At 68.8% G+C, this 12,780-nt stretch carries 12 protein-coding genes; 6 read left to right on the forward strand and 6 right to left on the reverse strand.

What is annotated here, in order from left to right:
• Positions 1 to 86 precede the first annotated feature (86 nt).
• The 3 genes from GV790_RS17490 (at position 87) to GV790_RS17500 (ending at position 2,936) form a co-directional block, all read left to right on the forward strand.
• Positions 87 to 548: a hypothetical protein gene (locus GV790_RS17490; RefSeq protein ID WP_163814410.1), complete on the forward strand. Its 462-nt coding sequence runs from the start codon at positions 87 to 89 to the stop codon at positions 546 to 548.
• Positions 549 to 676: 128 nt separating this feature from the next.
• A complete protein-coding gene (locus tag GV790_RS17495; RefSeq protein WP_163814411.1) occupies positions 677 to 1,384 on the forward strand; it encodes a siderophore-interacting protein in 708 nt (235 codons plus the stop codon).
• 157 nt (positions 1,385 to 1,541) lie between these two features.
• Complete coding sequence (locus tag GV790_RS17500; RefSeq protein WP_163814412.1) at positions 1,542 to 2,936, forward strand: alpha/beta hydrolase family protein; 1,395 nt, start codon at positions 1,542 to 1,544, stop codon at positions 2,934 to 2,936.
• Here GV790_RS17500 and GV790_RS17505 read toward each other — a convergent pair.
• From GV790_RS17505 to GV790_RS17520, 4 genes are all read right to left on the reverse strand, one after another.
• Positions 2,933 to 4,168: a flavin-dependent oxidoreductase gene (locus tag GV790_RS17505; protein WP_163814413.1), complete on the reverse strand. Its 1,236-nt coding sequence runs from the start codon at positions 4,166 to 4,168 to the stop codon at positions 2,933 to 2,935. The two genes, GV790_RS17500 and GV790_RS17505, sit on opposite strands and share 4 nt — an antisense overlap.
• Positions 4,165 to 4,737 (reverse strand): hypothetical protein, encoded by a 573-nt coding sequence (locus tag GV790_RS17510; protein WP_163814414.1) that lies wholly within the window; start codon positions 4,735 to 4,737, stop codon positions 4,165 to 4,167. The genes GV790_RS17505 and GV790_RS17510 overlap by 4 nt, the downstream gene beginning before the upstream one ends.
• A gap of 64 nt (positions 4,738 to 4,801) precedes the next feature.
• Positions 4,802 to 6,538 (reverse strand): ABC transporter ATP-binding protein, encoded by a 1,737-nt coding sequence (locus GV790_RS17515; RefSeq protein ID WP_163814415.1) that lies wholly within the window; start codon positions 6,536 to 6,538, stop codon positions 4,802 to 4,804.
• Positions 6,535 to 8,382, reverse strand: coding sequence for an ABC transporter ATP-binding protein (locus tag GV790_RS17520; RefSeq protein WP_163814416.1), 1,848 nt, complete (start codon positions 8,380 to 8,382; stop codon positions 6,535 to 6,537). The genes GV790_RS17515 and GV790_RS17520 overlap by 4 nt, the downstream gene beginning before the upstream one ends.
• A 230-nt stretch (positions 8,383 to 8,612) precedes the next feature.
• On the opposite strand from GV790_RS17520, the gene GV790_RS17525 reads away from it, so the two are divergent.
• The 3 genes from GV790_RS17525 to GV790_RS17535 all read left to right on the forward strand — a co-directional run bounded on the left by GV790_RS17525 (position 8,613) and on the right by GV790_RS17535 (position 10,940).
• The gene (locus tag GV790_RS17525; protein WP_163814417.1) at positions 8,613 to 9,053 is read left to right on the forward strand and encodes a TIGR03667 family PPOX class F420-dependent oxidoreductase; all 441 of its coding nucleotides are present in this window, start codon (positions 8,613 to 8,615) and stop codon (positions 9,051 to 9,053) included.
• Between the two features lie 28 nt (positions 9,054 to 9,081).
• A complete protein-coding gene (locus GV790_RS17530) occupies positions 9,082 to 10,032 on the forward strand; it encodes an RluA family pseudouridine synthase (RefSeq protein WP_163814418.1) in 951 nt (316 codons plus the stop codon).
• 161 nt (positions 10,033 to 10,193) lie between these two features.
• Positions 10,194 to 10,940 carry a CPBP family intramembrane glutamic endopeptidase gene (locus tag GV790_RS17535; protein ID WP_163814419.1) on the forward strand — a complete coding sequence of 249 codons (747 nt, stop codon included), beginning with the start codon at positions 10,194 to 10,196 and terminating at the stop codon, positions 10,938 to 10,940.
• Positions 10,941 to 10,954: 14 nt separating this feature from the next.
• Here GV790_RS17535 and GV790_RS17540 read toward each other — a convergent pair whose 3' ends face one another.
• Together GV790_RS17540 and GV790_RS17545 are read right to left on the reverse strand one after the other, a co-directional pair.
• The gene (locus GV790_RS17540) at positions 10,955 to 11,944 is read right to left on the reverse strand and encodes an LLM class F420-dependent oxidoreductase (RefSeq protein ID WP_163814420.1); all 990 of its coding nucleotides are present in this window, start codon (positions 11,942 to 11,944) and stop codon (positions 10,955 to 10,957) included.
• 94 nt (positions 11,945 to 12,038) lie between these two features.
• Positions 12,039 to 12,632: a hypothetical protein gene (locus GV790_RS17545; protein ID WP_228805929.1), complete on the reverse strand. Its 594-nt coding sequence runs from the start codon at positions 12,630 to 12,632 to the stop codon at positions 12,039 to 12,041.
• Positions 12,633 to 12,780: the final 148 nt, after the last annotated feature.

Genomic DNA, 12,780 nt, shown 5'->3' on the forward strand with positions numbered 1-12,780 from the left:
TCCCGTGTTTGCATAGGCTTACCTTATATTGCTTGGCAGTGCCAGTCCCCCGACCCCGGCACGCAGCCGAAAAGATTGGAACGCACATGTTCAACCGCAAGACCCGTGCCGCCGCCGCGGCGCTCGCCCTCACCGCCGCCGCCTTCGGCTCCGTGGCAACCATCGCCCCGGCCACCGCGGCTCCCTCCGTCGTCCGGACCAACGCCCCCGGCGTCGGCGAGCTCCAGTCCAAGCTGCAACTGGTGTTGAACACCGGCGCCCCGCGCGGCGATCGCGCCGCCGAGCTGGAGGCGGGCGAGGCAGGCCTACCCGTCGTCGACGAGCTGTCCAACCGCATGGCGGCCATCCCGAGCTTCCGCTACAGCGTCGTCGGCCCGGTCAACACCCAGGGCGACCTGACCAGCGCCCAGCTCAAGCTGGCCCTCGACGGCTACGAGGATTTCCCCACCGTCGAGGTCGCCTGGCGTCAGATCGACGGCACCTGGAGGCTGACCAACGACTCGCTGTGCAGCCTGGCCTACTACGGCTCGGTGTCCTGCGCTCTCTGAGCTCGGTCGCACCCGGCGAGTTAACCCGGCGGCGGCTCCATCCTCGAGCAATCGAGGGCGGGCCGCCGTCTCGCATTTTTCGCCTACTCGGTGACGACTTTCCGGTCAACTTAGGCTAACCTCAGCACATGGGCAAAGGCACCAACGGCGTACTCATGAAGATCTGGCGGGCCGACGACTACCGTCTGCGCGTCACCTCCACCGAAACCGTCACCGATAAATACGTGCGGATCGGATTCGCCGCCAACGGCCTGCTCGCCGACCACCCGGTGCACCCCACCCAGTGGATCCGGCTCTGGATTCCCGACGCGACCACCGACAAACTGCACCATCGCGGCTACACCCTGATCGACCAGGACCCGGCGGGCGACCATTTCTACATCGAATTCGCGCTGCACGGCGGGCCCGCGAGCCAGTGGGCCGAGCGCGCGGCCGTCGGCGACGAGATCGAGTCCACCGTCCTCGGCTCGGATTTCGAACTCCCCGACGTCACACCGAGCGAATACCTGATCTTCGGTGATACGGCCTCGCTGCCCGCGATCAACACCCTGCTCGAAGCCATCGGCGACACCCCGGCCCGGGTGTGGCTGGAATGGCAGTTCGAATCCGATGTCACGCTGCCCGTGCGCAATAAGCCGCACCACCAGGTCACCTGGTTGCAGCGCATCGACGACGGCCGCCTGATGCGCGAGGCCGCCCACGAACTCACCTGCCCCGGCGACGCCTACGCCTGGGTGGCCTGCGACGGCCACACCACCCGCTCGATCGTGAAGACGTTCAAGACCACCCACCAGCTGCCCAAGACGCAGCTGAAGTACCGGGCGTACTGGAAGTAGCCACGGCAGGGCTCGCGCCCGCCCGGTCATCCTCGAGGAGGAGAAGCTCGCGACCTGCGGCTGACGCGCACCGTCACCGCGCTGAGGCACGATGGCAGGCGGATTCGACGCCGGCTGTCCGGCCGGGAGCGTCGACGGGGCGGAAAGCGAGCAAGGTGTGTCCAGCATCGACATGGCGGTTTCGGCGGCGGCCGTGCTCTTCACGGTGCTGGCGGTGGTGGCCACCAGATGGGCACGCACTATCGCGCCGTTCGTGTGGCCGCCGCTGTTCCTCGGCGGCTGCGCCCAGCTGCTCCTCGAAGGTTTCTACTGGCAGTTCGCGCCGGTCTATCTGCTGATTCCGCTGTCGCTGCTGCTGATATTCCCGGCGAATCAGGTAGCGGGCGCGCGTCGGGTTGTGCTGATCGCCGGCCGCGTCGGTGCGGCGGTGCTGGCCGTGGCCGCCGTCATCGCCACCGCGCTGCCGCCGGTGCCCACCCTGCCGGAGCCGAGCGGGCCACACCCCGTGGGCAGCATGATTTTTCGCTGGGTCGACGCGGAACGCCCGGAAACCGCGACGCCGGCCGTCGACGATCGCCGGAATGTGATCGTGCAGGCGTGGTATCCAGCGGCCACGACCGGAGGCCGGCAGTACCTGTATCTCGACGGCTACGACCGCCTACCGGACCGGGTGTCGCTGATACCGGCGCCGATCATGCGCGGCTATCACCTCATCGATTCCCACGCCTACGCCGATGTCCCGATCAATGCGGAGCGGGACCGGTGGCCGGTGGTGGTGTTCTCGCCCGGATACGGTGCGCCGCGGGCCTTCTACACCTCGCTGGTGGTCGATCTGGCCAGCCGCGGCTTCGTCGTCCTGGCCGTCGACCATCCCTACGAGTCGGCGGTCACCGAACTGGCCGACGGCACCATCGCCACCACCGAGCCGGACGTTCCGGCCGACGAACCCGAGTCGACCCGGTACATGAGCGACCAGCTCGAACTCCGCACCGCCGACCTGCGATTCGTCATCGATCAACTCACCCGCCCCGACGCCATCGACCCCGCGTTCGCCGCTCACCTCGACACCGGACACATTGCCGCGATCGGCCATTCGTTCGGAGGCGCCGCCGCGGCCGCCGCGCTGGTGCACGATCCGCGCATCCGGGCCGCCGCCAATATCGACGGCACGCTCTACGGCGACCTGCCCACCCGCTCCCTGACCGGGCCGTTCCTGCTGGTCGAGAGCGATCGCGCGGAAACCGGCCATTCCCAGCGCTATATCGACGGCAACGCCACGCTGCTGACCAACCTCCGCGCCCCCGGCTACCGTTTCGAACTCGCCGACGCCAACCACTACAGCTTCACCGACGTCCCCCTGTTCCTCTCCGGCCCGGCTCGTTTCGTGGCCGCGCGGTTCATCGGCGGTTCCCGTGGACCGGGTCCCACTCAGCACGCCACCAACGACATCCTCGCCGCATTCCTGAGCGAACCGCTCGGCGGTGCCCCGGCCGACGTCACCGCGGCGGCACGCGGACACCAGGGCATCGAGGGCGGGCCGGTGGCCGGCTAGTTCTCGGCCGGAGCCGATACGGCACCGCTGGTGCGACGGTAGGCCGCGTCGATCGCGGATAGTTCGTCGGCGGTGAGCACCTGCTCGATTCGCGCGAATCCGTTCGGCGCCCGTTCGGTGACCAGGGCGATGATTCGGTCCATCGGGATATCCCGGTTCGCCAGCACAATGGCATTGGCGTGCTCACGCCTGGCCCGCTGATACCGTGCCGGCCCTGCCACCGGATCGGCGCTCTCGGCGAGTGCGGCCGCCAGTGCGCGCGCACCGACGATCGCCTGCGAACCGCCATTGGAACCGACCGGATACATGGGGTGGGCGGCATCGCCGACGAGGGTGACGCGCCCGCTACCCCAGTGCGGCAACGGATCCCGATCCACCATGGGGTATTCGAGGATCTCCCCGCTCGCCGCGATCACTTCGGCGATATCCACGCCGGCGATCCGCCAGCCCGCGTAGTGCGGCAGCACATCGTCGATCCGGCCGATCCGATTCCAGTCCGGATCCACCACCGCGCCCTCGTGCACGCGCACTTCCGCGACCCAGTTGACCAGCGATCGCCCTCGCTGCTGCGCCGCCCGCGAGATCGGATAGGCCACGAAGCGGGCCGCGGTGTTAGAGCCGGCGAGGATCATCGTCCGGCCGTCCAGGAACGGCGCGCGTTCGGCGGTTCCGCGCCACATCTGGATGCCGTTCCAGCGCGGGCCGCCCTCCTCCGGGTGCAGGTGCGCGCGGACGACGGAGTGCAGGCCGTCGGCGCCGATCAGCACATCGGCGTTCCAGTCGATCAGCGAATCGGTGGCGCGGTCGCGGATGCGGCAGTGCACCTGCTCGGCGCTCTCGACGATCGTCGTCAGCCGCAGCCCTTCGCGTACCGCGCCCGCGCCGAGCCGGTCTCGTACCGCGCGCAGCAGGATCGTGTGCAGTTCGCCCCGATGGATCGAGTACTGCGGCCACTCGTGTCCGGCGGCGAGACCGCGCGATTCCCGCCAGATCTCGTTGCCGAACCGGTCGTAGTGCACCGCCGCGGCGGTGGGGATGGCGGTGGCGGCGAGAGCGTCGGCGAGGCCGAGTTCGGCCAGCTCGGCCACCGCGTGCGGCAGCAGATTGATCCCGACACCCAAAGGCCGCAACTGCCGCACGCTGTCGATCACCTGCGCCTCGATCCCCCGGGCGTGCAGGCTCAGCGCCGTGGTCAACCCGGCGATGCCGGCACCGGCGATCAGCACCTTCATCGCATCGCCCCGCTCGGGACCAGGGCCGGGTTGAACTGCTCGCGGATATGCGCGATCGCCGTCAGCTCGTCGGAAAGGACGTATTCCTTGTAGGCGCACCGCGATGGCGAGGCTTCGGCTGCCTCGTCACCGTGCCAGACGTCCCATCCGGCAGAGACGATGGTGCGGCCCAGAAATCGTCGCGCGGAGACGAGCCCCCGGCCGATCGGGACCCTGGCATCGGTGAGGATCGCGGTCAGCTTCGGATCACGGCAGGCAACGGTCACCTCGTTCCGCGATACCGGCCTGGGATCATCGCCGGCGCGCAGCTCGGATCGCCTCGACACCACCTGCTCCTCGCCGGTGCACGCCAGCAGCTCGCGCAGCCGGACGGGGAGGCCTGCCGCGGTCGAGACCCGCTGATCGATCACGGTGAGCGACAACGTTTCCCCGAGTAGCGCCTCGAGCAGCAACGTGGTGGAACCGTCGGCCTGCAACAGCATCCGGGTCACCGGCGGGAACGCGCCATGCCCGGCGGACCCGATTCCCGCGGAGGCACGCTCCCCCGCCGTCTCCACGAATATCCCCACTCCGTGCAGGGTAGCCGAGAGCCCAACGCCGCGAGACGTTCCCGGACGACGCCCGGGCGTGGCGTCACACGGAAACCGGCTCCAGCCGCCATCCGCTCGCCCGCGAGCGTTCGTTCCAGAAGTCCGCGTACCGACCGCCGAGCGCGAGCAGTTCATCGTGGGTGCCGCGTTCGACGATGCGACCGCCGTCGACGAACAGGATCTGATCGGCATGGGCGATGGTGGCCAGCCGGTGGGCCACCACGATGACGGTCTTGTCGCGGGTGAGCTCGTGGATGCCGCGCACCACCACCGCCTCGCTGTGCGGGTCCAGGGCGCTGGTGGCCTCATCCAGCAGCACGATGGGTGCGTCCTTGAGCAGGGCGCGGGCGATCGAAACCCGTTGCCGCTCACCGCCGGACAGGGTGGCGCCACCTTCGCCGACGGAGGTGTCGATACCGTCGGGCAGCCGGTCGGCGATCTCGTCGACGCGGGCGGCGACGGCCGCGCGGCGCACTTCGTCATCGGTGGCGTCGGGCTTGCCGATGCGGATGTTGTCGGCGACCGAGCGGTTGAACAGGTAGACGTTCTGGAACACCAGCGAGAGCTGATCCAACAGCGTTTCCGAGGGCTGTTCGCGCACATCGTGTTCGCCGACGCGCACCCGGCCGGAGTCCACATCGTAGAACCGTGCCGCCAGGCGCAGCAGCGTGGTCTTACCCGCGCCGCTGGGGCCGACGATCGCGGTGGTGGTACCCGCGGGAACCTCGAAGCTCACGCCCGAGATCACCGGTTCGCCGGGCCGGTAACCGAACTCGACGTCCTCGAAGACCACCGACGGCGCACCCGGAGTGACCGCCTTGTCGGCTTCCGGCAGTACGGGCTCGGCCAGCAGTTCGGTGGCCCGATCCACCGCCGCGGCCGCCGAGCGCAGCGCATTGCCGAGCTGCGCGGCCTGATTCAGCGGCTCGATGAACCGGGCGCTCACCGCGATCAGGGCGATCGCGGCGGCGGCGGAGATGGCGCCGTCGGTGACCTGGCTGATCACCACATAGGCCAGCACCAGGAACACGGCCTGCACGAACAGGGCGAACAGGATCAGGCCGGGAACCGCGGAGAACACCGCACGGGTGGTGGCCGATTTCTGCTGCCGCAGCGCCGAATCCAGCGCCTTGTTACCGGAACCGACGGCACCGAAGGAGCGCAGCACCGGCTGGGCCTGAGCGAACTCGACCACCCGGGAATCGGCTTCGGCCGCGGCGGCGTGCATCCGCGCATCCGACCTGAGGTAGGCGCGGTTGGCCAGCCGGTTCACGGCGAACAGCACCGGCGCCGCCAGCAGCATCGTCAGCGAGATCCGCCAGTCGATGAACAGCATGCCGAGGCCGACACCGAGGGGCACCACGATGCTGGTGAGCACCTTGGCGGTCAGGTAGGCGACCGCACCCTGGATCTCGCGCACGTTCTCCACCACGATCCGCGACAGCGGCGCCGCGCTGTGGCTTTCGAACCAGCCCAGCGGCAGCGCGTTGAGCTGATCGCCGAGCCGGGTCTGCAAACCACCCTGCATGCCGACCGCGATCCGCAGCCCGACGGTGGCCTGGACGTAGTGCAGGCCGGCCATGGCCGCGACCGCGACCACCATCAGCGCCGCCCAGAACCAGGCGCGGCCGAGATCATCGTCGAAGACCGCCTCCAGCACCGGGACCAGCAGCAGATAGGCCGCCGCCTGGCACAGCGCCTGCGCGGTGATGACCGCGATCAACCGCGGGGTGAGCTGGGCGTACTCGCGGGGCACCAGCCCGAAAACCTTGCCGATCACCGGGACTCCTCCGCATCGATCAGGGCCACCGCGCCCAGCGCCGCCTCGTTGATTTCCCACAGCCGCTGATAGGTGCCGCCTGCCTCACGCAGGCTCGCGTGATCACCCTGTTCGACCAGCACACCGTCTTCGAGCACCAGGATCCGATCGACGCCGGTGATGGTGTGCAGCCGGTGCGCGATCACCAGCACCGTGCGCCCGGCGACCAGTACCGCGAGTGCGTCCTGCACCGCGGCTTCGGATTCCGGGTCGGCGAAGGCGGTGGCCTCGTCGAGCACCAGCACCGGGGTGTCGGCCAGCAGCGCTCGGGCGATGGACAGTCGTTGCGCCTCGCCCCCGGACAGGGTGGCGTCGACGCCGATCTCGGAGTCGTAGCCGCGCGGTAGCGCCATGATCCGGTCGTGGATCTGCGCGGCGCGCGCGGCCTGTTCCACCGCGGCCGCATCGGCGCCGGGGCGGGCCAGCAGCAGGTTGTCTCGGATGGAACCGCGGATCAGCCGGACATCCTGGAACACGAATCCGACCGTGCGATACAGCTCCTCGGTGCCGAAATCGCGGATATCGCGGCCGCCGATGGTGATCCGCCCGGCGCCGACGTCATAGAAGCGCGGCAGCAACTTGGCGAAGGTGGATTTACCGGAACCACTCGGGCCCACCAGCGCGGTGATGGTGCCGGGCGCCAGTTCCACGCTGATATCCCGCAGCACCTGATGGTCCTCGCGGTAGCCGAAGCTCACCGATTCGTAACGCACCAGGCCGGGCGCCGCCTGGGCGTCGACCGCACCGCCGGTGCCCGTGTTCAGTTCGGGGGTCTGCTGTAGTTCGTGCAGGCGCAGCGCGGCCGCTCCGGCGGCGCGCAAGGTCTGTCCGCTGTAGCCCAGGCCCATCAGAGCGCTGCCGAGACCGAGGCCGACGAGCAGGAACGGCAGCAGATCCAGCGGCTCGAGCCAGTCGAGGCCGATTCCGGCCAGCCCGGCGAGCACGATCACCAGCATCACGAACACCGGGGCGATGGCGATATCGGAGACGGCTTGCAGCCGGATCATCGGCGTCTTCCACCGGTCCAGGCTGCGCGTCTGGCCGTCGACGGCCTCCTGGAACGCGCCGTGCGCCTTCCCGGCCTGACCGAAGGCGCGCACCACCTGGATGCCGTCGACGAATTCGATGGTGGCTTCCTGTACCCGCCGTTCCCAGCGGTTGTAGATGGCGAGCCGATCACGGCTGTCCTGATCCATCATCCGGCTCAGCGCGATGAAGTAGGCGATCAACGGCAGCAGCAGCACCAGCGTCAGCCGCCAGTCGACGGTGAACAGGTAGCCGAGGGTGACCAGCGGAACCACCAGCGCGCCGACGAATTCCAGCCGCGCGTGCGCCACCAGATAGTGCAGCGCCTCCACATCGTCCTGGAGGTATTTCTTCACCTCGGCGGAGCTGCGTTCGCCGAACCAGCCCAGCGGAACCCTGGTGAGTTTCTCGGCCAGCAGCCTGCGCACGGTGAGCTGGTATCCGGCGTCGGTCAGATGCGACCACGTCATCGCGACGGCCTGCAAGCCGGCCTGGACCGCGAGCACGATCACCGCGGTCGCCAGCAGCCGCCAGACCCGGTCGGTGTCGATCGGATCGCGCAGCAGTTCGCGGCAGACCTCGACGATGAGGATGAACGGCACGACCACGCAGACCGAGGCGATCGCGACGAGGAAGCTCGCGATGGTGAGCGTCCCGCGCACCGGCGCCAGAATCTCCCGGCGCGCCTTCGTCTCGGCTTGTTTGCGCTGCTTCTGTACCGCGCGGGGCGGCCGGTTCCCCGTCTCCGCCGCGGGCAGCGGCGCGACCTCCACCGTCATGAGTCCTCGCTTTTGTCGTGGTGTTCGCCGACGATCGCCCCATCTTCACACACCGCCCGAACGAGAGGAAAGGTAAGGCTAAGTTATGCACAGGCGCGCTCGGCGTTTCTCCGGTTGTCCACAGATGCGGTTTTCCGCCTGCGGAGCGGCCCCGGCGGTGGTAGGGAATGGTGTCGGCGGTCACCGCGTTGTCGCTCGACAAGTCGCCCGCAACGCCGGAGGAGATCACCATGGCCACTGCTGACCCCGCGCAACTCATCGACCCCACAACGGAATTCGGCAAGAAGGTGACCGAGCGCCTGGCCGGCGAACAGGTGGTCTGGCTGACGACGGTCGGCCCGAGCGGCACCCCGCAGCCGAACCCGGTGTGGTTCCTGTGGCGCGACGGCGAATTCCTGCTCTTCAGCCAGCCCGACCGGCCGAAGCTGCGCAATATCGCGCGCAACCCACGGGTCTCACTCAACCTCAACAGCACCGAAACCGGCGGTGACGTGGCGGTCTTCACCGGGACCGCGCGCATCGCCGACGCCACACCCGGCCCCGAAGAGATCGAGGCCTACGTAACGAAATACACCGAGGGTCTGGCGAGCATCTCGATGACGCGCGAGCAGTTCTTCGAGGAGTATTCGGTACCGGTCCGCATCACCCCCGACCGGCTCCGCGGCTTCTGACCAGGCTCGTCCACTACTGTCGGTACCGATGAGAAGAAGGCAGCAGCCGCCGCTGCCGAAGCGGTACGGCTTGGATCCGGCTCGGCTGCGGCTGCCGGAGGACGGCGAGTGGGCGACGATCCGCGACCATCTGGTACATCGTCTGCCGAGGGTGCCCCCTGCCCGCATCGATGAGCTGCTGCGCGAGGGCGGCATCGTCGACCTGGACGGCCCGATCGCCCCCGACGCGCCGTACGTGCCCGGCGGTGCGGTGTGGTTCCACCGGGACCTGCCCGCCGAAACCGAGGTACCCTTCGACATCCCCATCGTGCACCGCGACGAGCACGTGCTCGTGGTGGACAAGCCGCACTTCCTCGCCACCATTCCGCGTGGTCAGCACATCCTGCAGACCGCGCTGGTCCGGTTGCGTCGCGAGCTGGATCTACCCGACCTGATCCCGGCCCACCGGCTGGACCGGGCGACGGCCGGGCTGGTGCTGTTCGTGATCGATCCCGCCCGGCGCGGCGCCTATCAGACGATGTTCCACAAGCGCACCGTCCGCAAGGAGTACGAGGCCATCGCGCCCTACGATCCGGCCCTCGAGCTGCCGCGCATCGTGCGCAGCCGGATCATCAAGGAAAAGCAGGTGCTCGCCGCGCAGGAGGTACCGGGCGAACCCAATGCCGAGACCAGGGTCGAATTGCTGGAACACCGGGACGGACTCGGCCGCTACCGGCTGTATCCACACACCGGCCGCACCCACCAGCTGCGGCTGCACCTGAACTCGCTCGGTATCCCGATCCTCGGCGACGATTTCTATCCGGTGATCACCGACAAACCGGTGCACGATTTCACTCGCCCACTGCAATTGCTGGCCTCGGCCATCGAGTTCACCGATCCGATCAGCGGCGCACCGCGGCGTTTCGAGACCCGTCGCACCCTGCAGGCATGGACCGATCCCGAGGGGTGGGCCGCGACAGACGACAGTTCACGCCCATAGTGCGACATATGTCTCACCCCGGCCTGCCCCGATCAGCGCAGATGCGCCACCGGAAGCGATAAATCCGCACCTCGCAGGCCTGCTCACGGCGTCGGAGCGTCATGTGCCGGCCGTATCACCGCCCAAGGGAACGCTCAGGATCGCTCCGTACACTATCGGCGATGCTCACCACCGACCTCGATTCCGCGGCACCGGTCCGCCGCCACAAGATCCACGCCTACCTCGACGTGGTCGTCGTGGTCGCAGTGCTCGCCGGTACCAACCTGATCGCGCATTTCACCACGGCCTGGGCCAATATCGTCACTGTTCCGGTGGCGGCCGTCGTGCTGCTCACCATGATGCGCAGGCGTGGCCTCGGCTGGTCCGAGCTCGGCCTGTCGCGACGGCACTGGAAGACCGGCGCGCTCTACGCGCTGGCCGCCGTCGGCGTGGTGCTGACGGTGGTCGCCATCGGTGCGGCGCTGCCCATCACCCGGCCGTTCTTCATGGCCGACCGCTACGCCACCATCTCCGGCGCGCTCATCGCGTCGATGATCATCATCCCGCTCCAGACGGTGATCCCCGAGGAGCTGGCCTTCCGGGGCGTTCTGCACGGCACGCTCGGGCGCGTCTACGGTGCCCGCGGGGTGTTCGCGGGCGGCTCGCTGCTGTTCGGCCTGTGGCATATCGCCTCCTCACTCGGCCTCACCTCGGGTAACCGCGGCTTGTCCGAGATCGTCGGCGGCGGGGTGGCCGGCCAGATCGCGGGCATCGCGCTGGCGGTGGCGGCCACCGCGGTGGCCGGTGTGGTGTTCACCTGGTTGCGCCACCGCAGCGGCAGCCTGCTCGCGCCCATCGCGCTGCACTGGTCGGTCAACGGCGCGGGCGCGCTCGCCGCGGCGATCGTCTGGCAGACCACCATCGCCTAGCCGAGCCCAACGCCTCAGCGCAGCGCCGGAATCACCTCGCGCTCGAACAGCTCGATCCCGGACAGGTCGTAGGCGGCCTCGGGGAAATAGCAGATCGCGTATTCCATGCCGAGATCACGCAGTTCGGACAGGTTGGCGATCACCTGCTCGACGGTGCCGACTCCCGGCATGCCGACGAAAGCGCTCAGCGAGGCCTGCACCTGCTCGGGCGTGGCGAACCGGGCCAGGTGGTCGCGGAGCTTGTCCAGCCGCTGCTGCACCTCGGCTTCGGTACGGCCGATGGCGATGTTGAAGTCGGCGGTGCGGGTGATGGCCTCGAAATCGGTCCCCGCTTCCGCGCAGTGCTTGCGCAGCACCTCGGATTTGTGCGCGAAGCCTGCCGGCGTCCCGTCGAAATTGGTGTAATCCGCATACCGCGCGGCGATCGCGAGGGTGACCTTCTCGCCGCCACCCGCGATCCAGATCGGGATGCCCCCCTCCTGGAGCGGGCGCGGGGCGACGATGGCGTCGTCGACTCGGTAGTACTTGCCGTCCAGCGTGGCCCGTCCCTTGGTCCATGCCTGCCGGAAGATCTGCACGCCCTCGCGCAACCGGCCCAGCCGCTCCCCGGCCGACGGGAACCCGTACCCGTAGGCGCGCCATTCGTGCTCGTACCAGCCGCCGCCGATGCCCATCTCGATCCGGCCACCGGAGATCACGTCCGCGGTCGCGGCCACCTTGGCCAGGTAGGCCGGATTGCGGTAGCTCATCGCGGTGCACATCTGCCCGAGCCGGATCCGGTCGGTCACCGCGCCGAGCGCCGAGACCAGCGACCACGCCTCATGGGTGGCCTCGTCGGTGGGCACCGGCACGGTATGGAAATGGTCGTACACCCACAGCGATTCCCATTCCGTGCCCGCGTCGGCCCGCTGGGCGAACTCGCGGATGAGCGGCCACTGGCGTTGCGGTTCGATCCCGACCAGATCCAGCCGCCACCCCTGCGGAACGAACATTCCGAATCGCATGATCACACCCGTCCGTGTCGTGGGAACGCACGCGCGAAACGCGAACGCGGCCGCCGGTGGCGACCGCGTTCCATCCTGCCCGAGGACGGCGGATTCAGCAGTGTTCGCAGATACCGGTGGCCGGCAGCTGGATGAAGCAGCTCGAACACACCACGGTGCGGCTGTCCGGATCGGGCTTCGCGGCGGCGGTGCGGGTGCTGCTGCTGCCGCTGCGCCGAGCCGTTCCGCCGCGCGGGACGAGCGGCGGAATACCGCCGTCGGCAGGCACATCCGCGCCGTAGGCGGCGTAGCAGGCCCAGCGGGCGTAGGCGGCGTGCGATTCGATATCGGCGGGGATGGGGAGGTCGGCGAGCTCGAGCACGTACTTGTAGCTATCGCTGACCTTGAGGTTCTGCTTGACGCACAGCGCGGTCAGCGGCGGCTCACCCGCGGTGTGGCAGCGCCGCGCGACCTTGCGCAGGATCGCGTCGATCCAGGTGCGGGTCGGCGCGTTCGTGCGCACCCCCGCCATGGTCTGCACCCGCTCGGCCAATTCCTTGACCGTCACGAAATGCCCATAGCCGGTGGCCGTTTCGGCGAGCACCTCGTGCGCGGCCAGAGCCCACGCCACGGTTGCGTCCCGGAACATCACCCCCGTGCCGTCGTCGATCCGCCAGGCTCCCGATGTCGTCGTCGCAGCATCCCTCATAGCCCGTTCACGTTAGCCCCCGATACCGGCGACACGCCAAACCGGCGACCGCCGAATCATGTTTCGGCTTCATCACATTCGCCGCCGGAAACGACGAAGGCCCGCTTCCTGTGACGGAAGCGGGCCTTCGAGACTTCGAGCCGAGGAG

The sequence above is a fragment of the Nocardia cyriacigeorgica genome, from assembly GCF_010858045.1.
In the GTDB taxonomy this organism is placed as follows: Bacteria; Actinomycetota; Actinomycetes; order Mycobacteriales; family Mycobacteriaceae; genus Nocardia; species Nocardia cyriacigeorgica_E.